Origin of the sequence: Marinicella pacifica (assembly GCF_014636635.1) — a bacterium.
In the GTDB taxonomy this organism is placed as follows: domain Bacteria; phylum Pseudomonadota; class Gammaproteobacteria; order Xanthomonadales; family Marinicellaceae; genus Marinicella; species Marinicella pacifica.
On sequence record NZ_BMEO01000006.1, the window covers coordinates 147126 to 165362 of the forward strand.

Below are 18237 nucleotides of genomic sequence, written 5' to 3' on the forward strand. Positions count from 1 at the left end.
TCCTAAAAAATTATTGTTTTTCTTTTACTTCACGGCTTAGCTGTGAAATGAAAGCATCTAATGTCATTGAGCCCAAGTCTTTACCACTGTGGCTTCGCACCGTAACGGTACCGTTTTCAAGCTCTTCATTACCCACGATAAGTAAATAATTGGTCTTACTTAGCGTGTGTTGGCGAATTTTATAGCCGATCTTTTCGTTTCTCAAGTCATAAATGGCCCGAAACCCCTGATTTTTCAAAGTTTTGCCAATTTTTTCCGCATATTTCGACTGCTGGCCTGTGATATTAAGCACCGCCACTTGCGTTGGCGCTAACCATAAGGGTAACTGACCGGCATGGTGTTCAATTAAAATACCGATAAAACGTTCAAAAGAACCCAGAATGGCACGGTGTAACATCACCGGTACTTTGCGCTCGCCGTCCTCTGCCACATAGCTGGCATCCAATCGGCCCGGCATAGAAAAATCCACCTGAATGGTGCCGCACTGCCACACCCGCCCCAAACAATCTTTTAAGGAAAATTCTATTTTGGGTCCGTAAAAAGCCCCTTCACCGGGCAATTCCTGCCATGCGATGTTTTTGGCATCCAACGCACTGGCCAATGCCTGTTCTGACTTATCCCAGTCGGCATCGCTACCGACCCTTTTTTCCGGCCGTGTTGATAAACGATAAATAATGTCTTCAAACCCAAAATCAGCATACACTTCATGCAAAAAATCAATAAATTCTGACACCTCGCGGGCAATGTCCTTTTCCTCACAAAATATATGCGCATCATCCTGAACAAAGCCCCGAACCCGCATCAAACCGTGCAGTGCCCCGGAAGGCTCATTGCGGTGGCAAGAGCCAAATTCAGCCAAGCGAATCGGTAAATCACGGTAAGATTTCAGTCCCTGGTTAAAGACCTGCACATGGCATGGACAATTCATCGGTTTAATCGCAAATTGGCGACCTTCAGAAGCCACCGAAAACATATCTTCACCAAATTTATCGGCATGTCCTGACCGTTCCCACAAGCTGTATTCAACGATTGATGGGGTGTTGATTTCTTGATAATTGCGTTCATCCAGTTTTTTTCGCATATAACCGCGAACTGCCTGATATATCGACCAACCGCGCGGATGCCAGAACACCATGCCGGGGGCTTCTTCCTGAAAATGGAACAAATCCATCTTTTTACCCAGTTTACGGTGATCGCGCTTTTCCGCTTCCTGTAAACGAAACAGATAATCTTTTAAGTCTTTCTTATCGTACCAGGCGGTACCGTAAATTCGCTGTAGCATGGCGTTACGGCTGTCACCCCGCCAATAAGCGCCGGCCACACTCATGAGTTTAAATACTTTGAGCTTACCCGTATTGGGTACATGCGGACCGCGACATAGATCGGTGAATTCACCCTGGCGATACAATGACAGGGTTTCATCGGCCGGAATATCACGAATAATCTCGGCTTTGTAATGCTCGCCTTTTTGCTCAAAAAATTCAATCGCTTCATCCCGCGACAATTCGAATCGCTCAACAGGCAGTTTTTCTTTGGCAATTTTTTTCATTTCAGCGGTGATTTTTTCAAGATCTTCATCGCTGAACGGCTCTTGGGTGGCAAAATCATAGTAAAAGCCATCGTCAATCACCGGCCCGATGGTCACTTCCACATTTGGAAACAAACGCTGAACCGCCTGCGCCATCATATGAGCCGCCGAATGTCGCAAGACCTCCAAGCCGTCTTCAGATTGACCGGTAATAATGGTCAAGTCGATGTCTTCGTTGATTTTGTAAGATAAATCAACCTTCTGATCATTGACACGGGCCGCCAATGCCGCCTGTGCCAGACCCGGACCAATATCCTCGGCCACTTCCGCCACCGTTAAAGCGGCATCATATTGTCGTTGGCTACCATCAGCCAAAGTCACCGTAATCATGATTAATTAAATCCAATAAACACAAAGATAAATTACGCTTTGCGGGTTGTCAAAAAGGAGCGGGATTATAACACGTTACCCGTGCTATTGCGCCTTAGCAGAACAAATTTGTAAGTATTGTTTGATGACCGAATCAACCCCTTGATAGAGGCTTTCAACAGTTAGGGCATGACCAATGGAAACCTCTAAAATAGAGGGTATGGTCAAGAAGTCAGCCAAATTGTTTAAATCCAGATCATGTCCGGCATTCACCCCAAGGCCTAATTGCGTGGCCAGATTGGCTGCCCGGCGATATTGTCGTAAGGTGTCATTATAATCATCTTGCGCATGGGCGTTTGCATAAGCTTCCGTATAAAGTTCTATGCGATCGACGCCGGTTTTGGCCGCCAGTTCAACCTGCTGACAATCGGGGTCTAAAAATATCGAACTGCGAACACCGATACGTCGCAGTTGTTCCGCCAGCGTCTTTATTTGATCAAAATGCTGATGCAAATCCCAGCCATGATCCGATGTCAATTGATCCGGGGCATCCGGTACCAGTGTGCACTGATGGGGGCGGCTGGCCAAAATTAATTGCAAGAACCGCTCATCCGGATAGCCTTCTACATTAAGCTCTATGCCATGAAAAGCCGCCACCAATTCTCGTAAATCATGGACATCGCGGTCTTTGGTGTGGCGCTGATCCTGTCTTGGATGAACGGTTAAGCCCTGTACACCCAAATCAATTAAATATCGCCCATAGGCCACCACATTAGGATAATCACGGCCCCGTGAATTTCGCAATAATGCAATTTTATTGAGATTCACACTTAACGCTGTCATAACAGGAAAAAACATTCTCTAAAAAAACGACATTTTAACGTATCCTGAGATAGGATGGCACGTCAAAAAAATCAGACGGAAAAAGATAAGGTGATGTGAGTAAAGGCGAGACCAATACAGAGAGAAAACGTCAACCCACAAAACTCTGTATTGGCTCACCGCATCGGGTCAAAAATAGATAACCCATTTTGGAGATTTTAATTATACCTCCCCTGTGAACACCCACATTTTTGCGAAATGAGATAGTCAATGTGGGTCTGTTCAAGGTGAAACCATTGTACATATTTTTAGCCCCATGCTAATATTGTGTACAAATATGCGCACAAAAAACAATGACAACGTCCCAAACCCATCTAATTCAATTACAAAAAGCCCTGGTTCCCGTGACCAAAATGGTCATTAAATTCGGACTACAGTGTCATGAATTTAAAGAAAATATCGAGTTTGCCTATATTCAGGCCGCTAAGGAATTATTGCGCGAGGAAAACCGCACCGCCACCAACCAGGCCATTGCCGTAAAAACGGGCATCGACCGGCGTAAAGTGGCTGAACACAACAAAGCCTTAAAACATAAAAAAGGTTTTAATAAAATGGATCTGGTTATACTGGCTCTGCAAAAATGTAAAGCCGGCGGACAAAAAACGTTGAGTATGGCCCGCTTGAGTCAGATTATTGATGGTATTTACGGTCACCATATTCGTGCCAAAGCCGTGATTAACGAGCTGATACAGGCTGAAATGCTGACACCAGAAAAAAACCGTTACCGCATCACCGATGCCCTTCACCAAAAATTATCCCTGCAAGCTGAACTGGCTGATGAGGTGGATGTCACCACCCAACGTCTGTTTGAAACCTTTTTCAAAAAAATGTTTGGTCAAGACGGCGATTTACTGACCCAAAAAACCCTGCAATCCAGTCAAATACCGCCCCGAAAACAAGCCCGACTGCAACAACAGATCAAACACCGGTTAAGTCTGTTTGAAAAAAATGTCGAAAACCTTATTAATGAATACGTGGCGAATGTTCCTGAAGGCACTTACCCAAAAATTGGTTTGTGTCAATTTCAGTTTAATGAAATGTCGGACCCGGAAAATCACTGACCGGATACCCGTTTATACCTTAGGTTATTGTGAAAATCCGCAATCTCAGCGCATTCTTTATAACTCGGTTCTGAGTTTTAGCAATTCAGGAAAAAAGGTTAATTCCAGTGCTTTTTTCAGAAAACCCACGCCCGAAGAACCGCCGCTGCCGGTTTTAAAACCAATGATTCTTTCCACGGTTTTCATATGCCGAAATCGCCATAACTGGAAAGACTCTTCCACATCCACCAACTGCTCACACAAGGCGTACACCGTCCAATGATGTTCGGGATGACGGTAAACTTCCAGCAAAGCCTTCATCAGTGATTCATTATAGCGATGTGGCTCGGTATAATCACGGTGCACCAAATCATCATCCAACGGATAGTCTTTTTCATCCAGATAACGAATAAAAACATCATAAACGCTGGGTGCTTCTAAAACCGATTGCAATACCCGCCTTGACACTGACCCTTCGGGAAAAACCGACAACATTTTTTTATTTTTGTTACCCAGTAAAAACTCAACCTGCCGGTATTGCAGCGACTGAAAGCCTGAGGCATTGCCGAAGACACCGCGAAACTGTACATACTCACTGGGAGTCAGTGTTTCCAGTACCGCCCATTGCTCAAACAACTGTTTTTGAATTTGCTTTACCCGCGCCAAAATTTTAGAGGCTTTACCAAGACGGTGCTGCTGAATCCAGTCAATGGCCGCTTTGAGCTCATGAATAATCAGTTTTAACCACAGTTCCGAGGTCTGGTGCTGAATAATAAACAGCATTTCATCATGATGCTCAGGGTGGCTTAAGGGCTTTTGCGCGGATAACAAGCGATCCAAACAGAGGTAGCCGCCATAATTTTGTCGTTCTGACAAATCCAGTTTAATGTCGGTTTCTAAATCCCGTAGATTGTCTTCGTGGCTCATAATGCAAATAATTATCTGTAACCGTCTATTGTAAAAGTTTGGTCTTCATTTCGCATTGTTTCAAATCAAGTTTTTAGGATGATTTATAAAGATGCGTTCAATGACCTGCTCTCTTTATTAATAACCGCGTTTACTTTATAATATACAGCGCTTAGCAGGTCGGTAAAGACGACCTATATATAAGGTATGCCCAGACACAGGATGATTCAAGTCACCGGCAATGCGGTCGGTCTTATAAACGGGCCTGCCGCCTGCCATCACAACCCCGTATATGCTCGCGGGTTTATGGCATGATAATTCCAATCCAATAATTCGGAGAGTGAAATTGACTACAGTTGCTTCGTTCAATATCGACTATTTACAATACCTCACCCCAAACGGTGAGTTGGTGGGGGACAAAAAACCACGTATTGCCACTGATTTTGACCAATTAAAATCCATTTATGAATTAATGGTGTTAACCCGCACTTTTGACAGTAAAGCGGTTGCACTTCAACGCACTGGCAAACTCGGCACCTATGCCTCCTGTCTTGGGCATGAAGCGGTGCATATCGGCATCGGATCGGCCATGGCAGAAGAAGATGTATTTGCCCCCATGTACCGAGAATACGGTGCCCAGTTTTACCGGGGTGTGAAAATGTCTGAAGTGCTCAATTACTGGGGTGGTGATGAACGTGGCAGTCATTTTTCAGGACCGCAACATGATTTTCCCTGGTGTGTGCCGATAGCCACTCAGTGCACCCATGCTGCCGGCGCGGCATTGGCCATGAAATTACGCGGTGAAAAACGCGCCGCTGTTTCAGTGGTGGGTGATGGTGGCAGTTCAAAAGGTGATTTTTTGGAAGCCATCAATGCCGCCAGTGCCTTTACCTTACCAATGGTTTTAATGATTGTGAATAACCAATGGGCCATCTCAGTACCACGTAAGAAACAATCATCAGGCCGAACCCTGGCTCAGAAAGGCTTGGCCGGCGGCTTACCGTCTATTCAGGTGGATGGCAATGACTACATCGCTGTGTACACTGCTGTTAAAGACGCCTTAAAACGGGCTTATGAAGGCAAAGGTGCCACCGTGATTGAAGCCATTACTTACCGACTGAGCGACCACACCACCGCCGATGACGCCAGTCGTTACCGGCCGGACGATGAGGTCGAAAATGCCCGGCAATTTGAACCAATTAAACGTATGCGCAAATATTTAATGAACAACAGACAATGGAATGAACAACTGGAAAATCAACTACTGGAAACCTGTAAAAAAGAAGTCAATGAAGCGGTGGATGAATATTTAAGCACCGGTAACCCCGGCGTGGCCTCGATGTTCGATTATATGTTTGCCGAGATGCCGCATACGCTGGCGGCACAAAAACAATATGCATTAGATTTAGAGGAGAAGTCAAATGGCTAAAGTGACTTTAGTGGAAGCCGTTACCATGGCCATGGACTACGAACTGGGTCATGATAAGGACGTGGTCATTATGGGCGAAGATGTGGGCATCAACGGTGGTGTGTTTCGCGCCACCAAAGGTCTTGCTCAAAAATACGGCGAAGACCGGGTGATTGACACCCCACTGGCCGAAGCCATGATTGCCGGAATGGCCGTGGGTATGGCCACGCAGGGTATGAAGCCGATTGCCGAAGCTCAGTTTATGGGCTTTATATACCCTATGGTCGAACACATTGTGTGTCATGCGGCCCGCATGCGCAACCGAACCCGCGGACGTTTAACCTGTCCGCTGGTCATTCGCGCACCCTACGGTGGCGGAATCCATGCGCCGGAGCATCATTCAGAAAGTACCGAAGCCCTATTTGCCCATATTCCGGGATTGCGGGTGGTGATTCCTTCTTCGCCGACCCGTGCCTATGGTTTGTTACTGGCTGCCATCCGCAGCCCAGATCCGGTTATCTTCTTAGAACCCAAACGCATATACCACTGGAGTAAAGAGGAAGTCGAAAATGACGGCGAAGAGTACCCCTTGGATATGTGTTATGTTATTCGTGAAGGCGAAGACGTGACACTTGTCACCTGGGGCGCGATGATGAAAGAAACCCTGGAAGCGGCTGATAAACTGGCCGAACAAGGTGTGTCTGCTGAAGTCATCGATGTGGCCACCGTCAGTCCGCTTGATATGGACACCATCGCCGAATCCGTGGCCAAAACCGGTCGTTGCGTGATTATTCAGGAAGCCGCGCGCCATTGCAGTTTATCTTCTGAAATTGCCGCCAATCTGGCTGATCAGGGCTTATATGACCTGAATGCCCCGGTTAAACGCGTCACCGGATATGATGTCATTATGCCGTTGTTTAAAATGGAAAAGAAATACATGCCGACCACAGATCGGATTTTAAAAGCAGTTAACCAAGTTTTGGAGGTTTCATGAGTATTTTTAAATTACCCGATTTAGGTGAAGGTTTACCCGATGCCGAAATTGTTGAATGGCATGTTAAAGTCGGAGACAATGTTAAAGAAGACCAACCGATGGTATCCATGGAAACCGCTAAAGCGGTGGTCGATGTGCCGGTACCCCACGACGGTGTGGTTAAAAAATTATACGGTGAACCCGGTGACGTGATTGACACCGGTGCGCCACTGATTGAATTTGAAGGCGAACACGAAAATAAACAATCTGAGGCACAAACCGAATCGCAAGACACTGATTCAGCCAGTAAACTCAGGCAAGAAGCCGAACAGGTGCTGATGGATTTAGACAAAGACGGGGTTAATGACGTGCCCGCAGAAGAACCGGCGGCTGCCGCTGAAGAAAAACAAGGTACGGTGGTGGGTCAGATGGAAACCTCCGACACGGTTCAGGACAGTATGACCGATTTCGGCGGCAAAAAAGCCGCGCCTGCAGTGCGTGCACTGGCGAAAAAGCTTAATGTGGATTTATCCCAAGTGGAAGCCACCGGTAGCGGTGGCGTTATTCGTCCCAGTGATGTTAAAAAAGCAGCCCAATCAGGTCAGGCTCAAGCGTCAGCCACCGAGAAAAGCACAGCCCAGCCGGCACCGACTCGGCCGGCAGCCAAACAAGCAGCCCCTTCAGCCAAACCCGCCACGCCAAAAGCGCAAGCTGATGATCAATGGCAACAGGTTAAAGGATCCCGCCGCACCATGGCGCGGGTGATGCAAAACGCCCATGCCACCATTGTGCCCACCAGTATTATGGACGATGCCGATATCCATGCCTGGCAACCCGGTCAGGACATCACCGGTCGTTTAATCCGTTCTCTGGTGATAGCGGCCCAAGCAGAACCGGCCCTCAATGCCTGGTTTGACGGCGACAAACTGGCACGCCGAATCATTTCCCATGTGGACATTGGCATAGCGGTGGACACCGAAGACGGCTTGTTTGTACCCACCATGCGCAATTGTGAAACCTTAACACCCCAGCAGGTTCGCGAAGAAATGAATGTGATTAAAGAACAGGTGAAAAACCGCAGCATTCCACCGGAATCCATGAAAGACTACACGCTCATGTTGTCTAATTTCGGGGTTTATGCCGGTCGTTATGCCACCCCTATAATCACACCGCCGTGTGTGGCCATTGTGGCTGCGGGTAAATTACGCCATGAAGTGGTGCCGGTGATGGGTGGTATGGAAGCCCACCGCACCATCCCATTATCCCTGACTTTTGATCACCGCGCTGTGACCGGTGGTGAAGCGGCTCGCTTCCTGGCAGCCATGATTAAAGACTTGCAAAAAAGCCAGTAAATCAGCATCCAGTCAGTCAAAAGCCCGATCAATGGTCGGGCTTTTTTTTTGAATTTTTTTTCACGCACCGAGCCTCAACTTCATGCTATCATTAAAAAACCTTTTTTTTGAGGTTAAACCAAGTATCTACTACCAATCAGGAGAAAAAATGAAAACCAACAATTTAACCACCCTCAATGTGGCATTAGCCGGCGCAGTCGGTGCTTTGGGCGCGGGCACTGCCGCCGCCGACAATCCTTTTCTGCAACACGATCTTGACAATGGCTACAACAACCTAAACACAACTATAATGGGAAAAGTAGCGGTTGGTGAAGGTCAATGCGGTGAAAAGAAAGCCGAAGATGACAAACAGGCCGAAGGTAAGTGCGGTGAAGGCAAGTGCGGTGAAGGCAAAAGTGGTGAGCATGAAGCCAAAAGTGACAAACAGGCCGAAGGTAAATGCGGTGAAGGCAAGTGCGGTGAAGGCAAATGTGGTGAGCATGAAGCCAAAAGTGACAAACAGGCTGAAGGTAAGTGCGGTGAAGGTAAGTGTGGCGAACATGAAGCCAAAGATGAGCCAAAAGCCGACACGAAATCCGACAAACAGGCCGAAGGCAAATGCGGCGAAGGTAAATGTGGCCATTAATCCATTGATATGAATTTAGCCAGTTTATCCGGTGCCGGTTTGGGATTGAGACGATCGATCCTGCCGGCACTGGCTAAAGCCGATGATTTGACGGCTCTTGATTTTCTCGAAGTGGCACCGGAAAACTGGGTTCAACTGGGGGGGCGCCACCGACAAGCTTTTGATGCGCTGGCCGAACGCTTTCCTGTTGTATTACATGGCTTGTCCCTGTCCATTGGCGGACCAGATCCGCTTAACCTTGATCTGGTGCAGCAAATTCAATCCTTTAAGCAACGCTACGGCTGTCCCCTTTATACCGAACACAATACTTACTGCACGGATGGCGGTCAATTGTATGATTTAATGCCCATTCCTTTTAATCAGGAAATGGTTGCTTATGTGGCCGATCGGGTTCATCAGGTGCAGGACATTCTGGGCGAACGCATCGCCCTAGAAAATGCCTCCTATTACCTCAGACAACCCGGCAGTGACATGACAGAACTTGATTTTATGTCGGCGCTGTTGAAACGTGCGGATTGTTACCTGCATTTGGATATTAATAATGTCTATGTCAATAGTGTGAATCATGGCTACGATGCCCGTGATTTTATACGTCAGTTACCCACCGAACGCATCGTTTATGGCCACATCGCAGGTCATGAACAAAAGTCTGAACAGCTCATTATTGACACCCATGGCAGTGATGTTATTGATCCGGTTTGGGCACTTTTGGATTTCAGTTACCACCGACATGGTCTGTTCCCCACACTACTGGAACGGGATTTTGATTTTCCTCAACTGGGCTCGTTGCTTAATGAGGTTCAACGTATCAGGTCCCTACAATCTCAGCACCAAGCCCGCCATGCCAGATTATCACACGCATAAAACAACCCAGCTGGCTTTTGCGGCCCATATACGAAACCCGGACAAGTACCCCAAACCTCAGGGCATTGATGAGCAACGCATGCAGGTTTATCGGGATTTGTTTTTTAACAATATTAACAACCTGATAAAACAGACCTTTCCGGTTCTGGCTACTTTGTATAATCGAGAAGAATGGCAACAGCTCATACGCAGTTTTTATCAGCCTAAATACAATAAAACCCCCTATTTCACCGATATTGCCGATGAATTTGTAGTTTTTTTAAAAAACCGGCCAGCAGATGACAAACGGCCGTTTGTGGCTGAACTGGCTGACTATGAATGGCTTGAACTTGATCTCGAAAAAAGTCCTCTGCAACCGAACTACCGTAAACTAAACAAGGACTTACTGCAGTCTCAGTCACCCGTCATTTCACCGCTTTTATATGCCCGCAATTATCAATACCCGGTTCACCGAATAGGTCATACATTTCAGCCTACACATTCACAACCATGTCATCTTGTGGTCTGGAGGAACCGGGATGGTAATGTACATTTTGCTGAATTAAGCCCACTGTCTATGCGACTTTTGGAACAATTAATCACCACAGATCTAAACGGCACTGAGGCTTTGTTATCTGTATTGGCGGACAATAAAATACATCCGGACAATAAAATGATTGAATACGGCCGTCATCAATTGCTTAAATGGTACAGTCAGGACATCATCATCAACACCCAATAAGAGAATTTTCATGAAATTAATCCGCATCATCAATCGTGTTTGGCAACCGCTCAAATCTCGTTTAAATAGCGCAGGCCAATGGCTTCCGCCCTTTTTTCTGCGCGCCATTCTTTTCTGGGAATTTTATGAAGCCGGTGTCGGCAAACTCAATGGTGACAATTGGTTTGGTGCTATTCAACAAAATTTTCCACCGGTCTTCAGATCCCTGCATCCTGATACGCTGTGGTTAATGGCCGCCTGGGGAGAAGTGGTCTTTGCCGTGCTGTTGTTGCTGGGTTTATTCACCCGTTTTGCCGCGATGGCAATGATTGTAATCACGGCAGTGGCCCTTTATGCCGTACACTGGCCGGAATCTTACGACTCATTGAGCCAACTGTGGCAAGGTTATGCCATCAGCAACGACGGATACGGCAATTTTAAATTACCCCTGATTTTTATGGTGATGCTGTTGCCTCTGGTGTTTTCTGGCGGCGGTAAACTCAGTCTGGATTATTTACTTAATTATCTGATTGGATGTGATGAACGACCACCTCAACAGTCTGACTTTATTTCTAAAGGATTGGCATTACTGATTTTAGCCGTACCACTGGTGTTCTTTTTCCCGGTATTAAGCACGCTTATTGCTGCGATTGGTTTTTTATTATTGATTGGCAATCATTGGATAACACCACAGGGTTAACCCGAACATTGTAGTGCATAAAAAAGGCCGCTTTGATAAAGCGGCCTTTTGATTTTTACACTGAATGTCTTTATTAATTTTGAATTTGTAATTCAGTGCGTCGGTTGCGTTGACGACCTTCATCGGTTTCATTGGTGGCAATTGGGCTGTTTTCACCATAGCCTTTCCAGGTCATACGATCAGCATCTATGCCTTTATCAACCAGGTAGTCATACACCACTTTAGCACGGCGCTCAGACAAATCCTGGTTATAACTTTCCGTACCGATGGAATCGGTGTGACCGGCCACCTCAACAAGGATTGTACCGTGTTCACCCATCGTTTTCACCGCTGCATCCAGAATCTTGATGGATTCGGGTCGTAAGGTGGCTTTGTCGAAATCAAAGTGAACACCCTGAAGTTCAATCACAACCTGAACTTCACAACCGTCTTTATCCACCACCGCACCGGCGCGTGTGTCAGGACATTTGTCTTGTGAATTAGGCACGCCGTCATTGTCATCATCTCCGTCAGTGATGGGACAACCGTACTCATCAACTTCGACTCCTGCCGGTGTGTTTGGACAGCGGTCCATTTGATCGCTGACGCCATCACCATCGGAATCTAACTGCGGTGCCGGTTCAATCGCTTCTGCAGCCGGCGCCTGACGGGCTTCACCCAAAGCGATACTGACACCCATTGAGAACATATAATCATCATAACTGCTGGCAGAACCGGTGTAGTCATCGGTATCCAGCCGGTATTTAACCTCACTGATAAAATCAATGCGATCATTCACGTTTTTACGGATACCTACACCAAGGTTTAACATCCAGTCATCAGAACTGACGCGAGGACCCTGACCATCATGATTCAATAATCCGGCACCAATACCAATAAAGGGTCTGAGACTATCGCCCTGATTAAAATGATAACGAGACATCAGTCCGTAACCGGTTTGTTTCATGGAGCCGGCACGACCTTCATTGGCAAATCTGGCATGGTCAATTTCAAAATCCAGGGTCCAATTGGGATTGATGAATTTACCCAAACCCAAACCCACACCAAACTGAGATTCAATGTTTTTTTCGCCGTCAGTGGCGGTGAAATTTATAGTTGGTGATAAATGCCAACGATCATCATATTCTTGTGCCAATGCGGTACCGGCTAAGGCCGACAATGACAATCCTAACAATAATTTTTTCATAGACGATTCCTCTCGTTTTAGGTTGAAAGTTTAGATTTTATCATATTCAAACAGAATTCCGTACAGATGTTTATTTTAACGGTTAAAAATCATCATGAAGTCAGAATATTGACATAAACTGTCATTTTGACCTGTTTTTCACTGAACAAAAGGAAAAATTGAGGTATGAAATCAGCCACAATCATTTTTCCGCACCAATTATTTGCCGATTTATCGGCCATTAAAAACCACTCAATATATCTGGTTGAAACTGATTTATTTTTTAATCAGTACCCTTTTCACAAGCAAAAAATCGCTTTCCACCGGGCCACGATGAAAGCGTATGAGGCGTTTATTGAACCCCATGTGGCTTCCATACATTACATCGAAGCCCACACGCCGCTGGCTGACATTTATGAGTTAATCAAACACCTGGCCAACAATAATATTGACCGTCTGAATATTTACCCGACACATGATGACTGGCTTAATCAACAGATACGACAGGGCTGTCAATCCCGAGGTTTGGATATCAATACCATACCGTCACATCTGTTTCTCAACAAAACTGAAGATTTGGCCGCATTTTTTAAAGGCCATGAAAACCTTTTTCACCATCATTTTTACCAGCAACAACGTCGGCGGCACAAGCTGTTAATGCAAGGTAATAAACCCTGTGGCGGTCAATGGAGTTTTGACGGTGAAAACCGTAAAAAATACCCCAAAAACAAGCAACCACCAAAGCTCAAAAAAGCCAACTGGACAAGCTATCATGAGCAGGCAGCACACTATACCGAAGAGTATTTTGGTGATCATTACGGTTTTCCGATGGCACAGGACAATGACCTCATTTATCCAATCACCCACCAACAGGCACAAACCTGGCTGGCTGATTTTGTGCAGCACCGACTGGCTGAGTTCGGTCCTTATGAGGACGCCATTTGTTTTGACCAGCGGGTTTTAAATCACAGTCTGTTGACACCTATGCTGAACATCGGTTTACTCACACCCAAAGAGGTTATTTCAGCGGTACTTTCCCAAGCCAAAGAACACCACATCCCCATCAATTCTCTGGAAGGATTTATCCGACAAATCATCGGCTGGCGGGAATACATTCACGGTCTATACCATTTCAAAGGACGAAAGCAACGCTGTTCAAACGCATGGAACCATCAGCGCCCGATGCCGAAGGGTTTTTATAACGGCGAAACCGGTATCGACCCGGTCGATCAAACCATTCACAAAGTATTGTCCAGCGGTTATTGTCACCACATTGAACGCTTGATGGTTTTGGGGAATTTTATGTTTTTGTGTGAAATTCACCCAAAGGCTGTTTACCGGTGGTTTATGGAATTGTTTATTGATGCCTATGACTGGGTGATGGTGCCCAATGTTTACGGTATGAGCCAGTTCGCCGATGGCGGACTGATGTCCACTAAGCCGTATATTTCTGGCAGTAACTACATCAGAAAGATGAGCGATTATGCAAGCGGTGACTGGTGTGAAGTGTGGGATGGCTTGTATTGGCGGATTATCGACAAACACCTTGACTACTTTAAAAATAACCGGCGCACCGCCATGATGGCCAGCAACTGGTTACGTCAGGATACCCACAAGAAAAAGTCCCATTTAGCGGTGGCCGAAGATTTTTTAGCCGGATTGTGAATCAGCGATTATTGACCGGGTTGCCAAAAAACCTCATCACCACCATTTAAACGCCGCCCCAGCACAAACAAATAATCAGATAAACGATTTAAATACTGCATAACTTCAGTCTCAATATTATGCGTCTGAGCGGCTTTCCAGGCATGGCGTTCAGCCCGGCGACAAATACTGCGTGCCAGATGCACATGGCTGCCGATGCGATTACCTGCCGGCAGAATAAACTGTTTAATTGGTTGTAACCGGGTTTGGTGCTGATCAATCCATTGTTCTAACTGTTTGACGTGATGGGCTTTAATCGGATTGTCCTTGTATTGTGCGACCTGCGCGCCCACATCAAACAACTGATGCTGAATCAGGGCCAGCTGCTGATCAATGTCTGCCTCGGGCTGGTCAGCACGGATTAATCCCACATGGGCATTCAGTTCATCAATATCACCAATGGCTTCCATTAACCGGTCTTGCTTGTCGATACGGCTGCCATTGGCCAAGCCGGTTTGTCCGGCATCACCGCTGCGGGTATAAATTCTGGCCATTATGTTAAACTTTGGTTGCAGTTCATAAGGCCTATAGAGTATAGTTCGACTGGAATTTTTGCAATCAATTTTATGATTCAATGAATAAAACAAGTTTGTATCAGGCGCACCTGGATGCGGGCGCAAAAATGGTTGATTTTGGGGGTTGGCAGATGCCCATAAATTACGGCTCTCAACTCGAAGAACACCATGCGGTGCGGCAACATTGTGGTCTTTTTGATGTCTCTCACATGACCATCATCGATGTCGCAGGAGAAGATGCCACCGATTTTCTGTATAAACTGTTGGCCGGTGACATCAAAAAAACTGATGTCAATCAGGCTTTATACAGCACCATGCTGAATGAAGATGGTGGCGTCATTGACGATTTAATTGTCTATAAACAATCCGACGAACGATACCGCATCATTTCCAATGCCGCCACCCGGCAAAAAGATCTTGCGTGGATTCTTCAACAGGCCGATGATTTTAAGGTAACCATTGAAGAACAATCAGAATTAAGCATTCTCGCCTTACAGGGGCCGCACAGTGAACAGCTGTTAAACAGTGTGTTGTCTTTTGATTTCAGCGACTTAAAAAAATTCAGGGCTACCCAGTCAGACGATTTGTTTATTGGTCGAACCGGTTATACCGGTGAAGATGGTTTTGAATTACTGGTGCCCAACAATCAGGCAAACGGTTTATGGGATAAGCTCGTTCAGGCAGGTGCCAAACCTTGTGGACTCGGCGCACGGGATACCCTGCGACTGGAAGCCGGTATGCACCTCTACGGTCAGGACATGGATGAATCCATTTCACCCGTTAATTGTGGTTTGGCCTGGTCGGTGCGCAAAAACAATTATGATTTCATCGGTGGCAACGTGATAAAAACACAGCGTCAGCAGGGAGCCGATCAGCGACTGGTCGGTCTGGTGTTGTCGGGACGCGGCGTATTACGTCATGGCCAGAATCTCTTTAACAATGACCGGGAAATCGGCGTTATCACCAGTGGTGGTTTTTCGCCGACCACTGAATCAGCGATTGCTTTGGCCAGAATTCCGGCCTCTTTAAAAACCGACACCCTGCAAGTTGAAATACGCAAAAAACAACTGCCCTGCCGGGTTGTTAAACCCACTTTTGTTAGAAATGGTCAATCATTAATAGAGGAATAAAATTATGAGTTATGTACCTGATAATCTGTCATATACCGCCAGCCACGAATGGTTAGAAAAAATCGAAACCGGGCGTTACCGTGTCGGTATCACCGAATTTGCGCAAGACCAATTGGGTGATATTGTGTTTGTTGAATTACCTGAAATGGATGAATCTTACGCTCAGGAAGATGAATGCGGTGTGGTTGAGTCCGTCAAAACCGCTTCGGATTTATATGCACCGATTGGCGGCACCATTGTGGAGATCAATGATGCACTTGAGGACACACCTGAACTAATCAACGATTCACCCTATGACGACGGCTGGATTTTTGTGATTGAAGTGGACGATGAATCTGATCTGGATAATTTATTGAGCGCTGAAGATTACCGCAACAGCATCGAAGACGAAGAGTAAATTCATTATGCCATTCATACCCCACACACAGGATGACATCAAAGCCATGCTGAACACCATCGGTGTGGCCAATATTGATGATTTGTTTGATGAAATTCCCAAAGAACTGTGGTCATCCAAACTGGATCAGTTAGACGACAGTATGCCGGAAATGGCGGTGGTCAAAAAGGTCTCTGCGCTGGCCAAAAAAGATGGCACACCGGTCTGCTATGCCGGTGCCGGTGCCTATGAACACCATATACCTGCAGCCGTTTGGCAGGTTGCCACCCGTGGTGAATTTTATACCGCATACACCCCCTACCAGGCAGAAGTTTCACAGGGCACATTGCAGGTTATTTACGAATACCAAAGTATGATTGCACATATGACCGGCCTGGATGTTTCAAATGCTTCTATGTACGACGGCGCCTCGGCTTTGGCAGAAGCGATTTTAATGGCGGTACGTGCCAACCGCAAAAGCAAATCCAAACGGATACTTGTGCCTGACACACTGAATCCGGTTTACAAACGGGTGGCCCACAATATTGTGCATAACCAGGAAATCACGCTTGAGTCGGTCCATTTTGACCCGACCACCGGTTTGGTTGACCAACAGGATCTGGCACGTTTCGCAGGTGAAGACATCACCGCTCTTGTGATTCCACAGCCCAATTATTTTGGTTTGTATGAAGATGTCCATGCGCTCACCGACTGGGCACATAACAACAAGGCATTAGCGATTGGCGTGGTTAACCCCATCAGTCTCGCCTTGCTCACCGCACCCGGTCAATGGGGAGAACATGGTGTGGATATTTGTTGTGGCGAAGGTCAAGCCATGGGTGTTCCGCTGTCATCAGGTGGCCCCTATTACGGTTTTTTAACCTGTCAACAGGATTATGTCCGACAAATGCCCGGACGCATTGTCGGCATGACCACGGATTTGGACAATAAACCGGGGTTTGCCCTCACTTACCAGGCCCGAGAGCAACATATCCGGCGCGCCAAAGCCACCTCAAACATATGCACCAATCAGGGCTTGATGGTGACCGCATCCACCATTTACATGGCATTGCTGGGTTCCAATGGCCTTAGAAATGTGGCCGCTCATTGCATAAAAAATACCGAAATTTTGAAAAACAAACTGGCAAAACTCGATCACTTAAAGATTCTGTTTGATGCCCCTTGTTTTCATGAGTTTGTGATTCAGGTACACAGACCGGCGACTGATATCATTGCTGACATGGCCGCCAAAGGTTATGTGGCCGGCGTTAATATCTCTGAGGATTATCCGGCTTTGGGCCAATGCATACTGCTGTGTGTCACGGAAACCAAAACAGAACAAGATTTAGACGAATTTGTGGCCGCTCTGTCCGAATGTCTCTAAACATTCCTGCCTCAACCCATAAAAAACCGGCCTTGTTGCCGGTTTTTTTAACCTGCTGTTATAATTGAAGGATGCTCAAAAATCTGTTGGATAAAATCTGTTTTGCCTTTGGCGTTATTCTGTTTCTACAGTTACCCCAATTTATTGACCAGTACACCCAGCGAATTGGCGGCTATGTGGACTCGCAACAAGCACAAATAGCAGAATACCAAATGCTGGCAGATCGTCACTTCGACGGGGATTTAAATGCCTATATCACCAGACTCAAGCAAAATCCGGATCCTGTGATTGCCGACTCGGCCCAACAATTGAATACCCTGATAGTGAACAGTGAATCGCTGGCCCATGAAGCAGAAATTTATGAAACCAAACCCTTGTGGTACACCATACCCTATTTCATCAGTCATTTTCGCATAGATCTGGTGAAAGGTACAGCCCGTAATTTTACCCCGGGCATGCCGATAAACCTCTGGTCCTGGCTGTACGGACTGGTGGGTGGTGTTTTGTTCAGTTTGTTTTTTAACGGCGTCATCAGCTTGCCGAAAATACTGATACGTAAAAAGACTGTTAGTGTTTCAAACAATCACCCGACGATTCACAGCTGAGACGTCGGATG

General features: G+C 46.4%; 18 protein-coding genes. 13 read left to right on the forward strand and 5 right to left on the reverse strand.

The window, feature by feature from the left end; translation table 11 throughout:
* Positions 1 to 10 precede the first annotated feature (10 nt).
* Together thrS and IEV16_RS08805 are read right to left on the reverse strand one after the other, a co-directional pair.
* The gene (gene thrS, locus IEV16_RS08800; RefSeq protein WP_188365328.1) at positions 11 to 1918 is read right to left on the reverse strand and encodes a threonine--tRNA ligase; all 1908 of its coding nucleotides are present in this window, start codon (positions 1916 to 1918) and stop codon (positions 11 to 13) included.
* Positions 1919 to 2002: 84 nt separating this feature from the next.
* Positions 2003 to 2740 (reverse strand): pyridoxine 5'-phosphate synthase, encoded by a 738-nt coding sequence (locus IEV16_RS08805; protein ID WP_188365329.1) that lies wholly within the window; start codon positions 2738 to 2740, stop codon positions 2003 to 2005.
* 332 nt (positions 2741 to 3072) lie between these two features.
* On the opposite strand from IEV16_RS08805, the gene IEV16_RS08810 reads away from it, so the two are divergent.
* The gene (locus IEV16_RS08810; RefSeq protein ID WP_188365330.1) at positions 3073 to 3840 is read left to right on the forward strand and encodes a hypothetical protein; all 768 of its coding nucleotides are present in this window, start codon (positions 3073 to 3075) and stop codon (positions 3838 to 3840) included.
* Between the two features lie 57 nt (positions 3841 to 3897).
* Here IEV16_RS08810 and IEV16_RS08815 read toward each other — a convergent pair whose 3' ends face one another.
* Positions 3898 to 4746 (reverse strand): tryptophan 2,3-dioxygenase, encoded by an 849-nt coding sequence (locus IEV16_RS08815; RefSeq protein ID WP_188365331.1) that lies wholly within the window; start codon positions 4744 to 4746, stop codon positions 3898 to 3900.
* A gap of 325 nt (positions 4747 to 5071) precedes the next feature.
* Between IEV16_RS08815 and pdhA the strand changes: the two genes are divergently transcribed.
* The 7 genes from pdhA (at position 5072) to IEV16_RS08850 (ending at position 11347) form a co-directional block, all read left to right on the forward strand.
* Positions 5072 to 6154 (forward strand): pyruvate dehydrogenase (acetyl-transferring) E1 component subunit alpha, encoded by a 1083-nt coding sequence (gene pdhA / locus IEV16_RS08820; RefSeq protein ID WP_188365332.1) that lies wholly within the window; start codon positions 5072 to 5074, stop codon positions 6152 to 6154.
* Positions 6147 to 7127 (forward strand): alpha-ketoacid dehydrogenase subunit beta, encoded by a 981-nt coding sequence (locus IEV16_RS08825; RefSeq protein WP_188365333.1) that lies wholly within the window; start codon positions 6147 to 6149, stop codon positions 7125 to 7127. The genes pdhA and IEV16_RS08825 overlap by 8 nt, the downstream gene beginning before the upstream one ends.
* Positions 7124 to 8458: a dihydrolipoamide acetyltransferase family protein gene (locus tag IEV16_RS08830; protein WP_188365334.1), complete on the forward strand. Its 1335-nt coding sequence runs from the start codon at positions 7124 to 7126 to the stop codon at positions 8456 to 8458. The genes IEV16_RS08825 and IEV16_RS08830 overlap by 4 nt, the downstream gene beginning before the upstream one ends.
* A gap of 148 nt (positions 8459 to 8606) precedes the next feature.
* The gene (locus IEV16_RS08835; RefSeq protein WP_188365335.1) at positions 8607 to 9083 is read left to right on the forward strand and encodes an HvfA family oxazolone/thioamide-modified RiPP metallophore; all 477 of its coding nucleotides are present in this window, start codon (positions 8607 to 8609) and stop codon (positions 9081 to 9083) included.
* A 9-nt stretch (positions 9084 to 9092) separates the two neighbouring features.
* Positions 9093 to 9947, forward strand: a complete 855-nt coding sequence (locus IEV16_RS08840) for an HvfB family MNIO-type RiPP peptide maturase (RefSeq protein ID WP_188365336.1) — start codon at positions 9093 to 9095, stop codon at positions 9945 to 9947.
* Positions 9925 to 10668: an HvfC family RiPP maturation protein gene (locus tag IEV16_RS08845; RefSeq protein WP_188365337.1), complete on the forward strand. Its 744-nt coding sequence runs from the start codon at positions 9925 to 9927 to the stop codon at positions 10666 to 10668. Before IEV16_RS08840 ends, IEV16_RS08845 begins: the two co-directional genes overlap by 23 nt.
* Before the next feature lie 10 nt (positions 10669 to 10678).
* A complete protein-coding gene (locus IEV16_RS08850) occupies positions 10679 to 11347 on the forward strand; it encodes an HvfX family Cu-binding RiPP maturation protein (RefSeq protein WP_188365338.1) in 669 nt (222 codons plus the stop codon).
* Between the two features lie 73 nt (positions 11348 to 11420).
* Here the strand turns inward: IEV16_RS08850 and IEV16_RS08855 are convergent, their stop codons facing one another.
* On the reverse strand, positions 11421 to 12533 hold the full coding sequence (locus IEV16_RS08855; protein ID WP_188365339.1) for an OmpA family protein: 1113 nt from the start codon (positions 12531 to 12533) through the stop codon (positions 11421 to 11423).
* Between the two features lie 165 nt (positions 12534 to 12698).
* On the opposite strand from IEV16_RS08855, the gene IEV16_RS08860 reads away from it, so the two are divergent.
* Entirely contained in the window at positions 12699 to 14177 is a 1479-nt protein-coding gene (locus IEV16_RS08860) for a cryptochrome/photolyase family protein (protein ID WP_188365340.1), read from the forward strand.
* A gap of 8 nt (positions 14178 to 14185) precedes the next feature.
* Here IEV16_RS08860 and IEV16_RS08865 read toward each other — a convergent pair whose 3' ends face one another.
* Complete coding sequence (locus tag IEV16_RS08865) at positions 14186 to 14710, reverse strand: cob(I)yrinic acid a,c-diamide adenosyltransferase (protein ID WP_188365341.1); 525 nt, start codon at positions 14708 to 14710, stop codon at positions 14186 to 14188.
* A gap of 80 nt (positions 14711 to 14790) precedes the next feature.
* Between IEV16_RS08865 and gcvT the strand changes: the two genes are divergently transcribed.
* The 4 genes from gcvT to IEV16_RS08885 all read left to right on the forward strand — a co-directional run bounded on the left by gcvT (position 14791) and on the right by IEV16_RS08885 (position 18226).
* Positions 14791 to 15861, forward strand: coding sequence for a glycine cleavage system aminomethyltransferase GcvT (gene gcvT, locus IEV16_RS08870; protein WP_188365342.1), 1071 nt, complete (start codon positions 14791 to 14793; stop codon positions 15859 to 15861).
* A 4-nt stretch (positions 15862 to 15865) separates the two neighbouring features.
* The gene (gcvH, locus tag IEV16_RS08875; RefSeq protein ID WP_188365343.1) at positions 15866 to 16258 is read left to right on the forward strand and encodes a glycine cleavage system protein GcvH; all 393 of its coding nucleotides are present in this window, start codon (positions 15866 to 15868) and stop codon (positions 16256 to 16258) included.
* 7 nt (positions 16259 to 16265) lie between these two features.
* On the forward strand, positions 16266 to 17621 hold the full coding sequence (gene gcvPA / locus IEV16_RS08880; RefSeq protein WP_188365344.1) for an aminomethyl-transferring glycine dehydrogenase subunit GcvPA: 1356 nt from the start codon (positions 16266 to 16268) through the stop codon (positions 17619 to 17621).
* Between the two features lie 71 nt (positions 17622 to 17692).
* Positions 17693 to 18226, forward strand: coding sequence for a DUF2937 family protein (locus IEV16_RS08885; protein WP_188365345.1), 534 nt, complete (start codon positions 17693 to 17695; stop codon positions 18224 to 18226).
* Positions 18227 to 18237 lie beyond the last annotated feature (11 nt).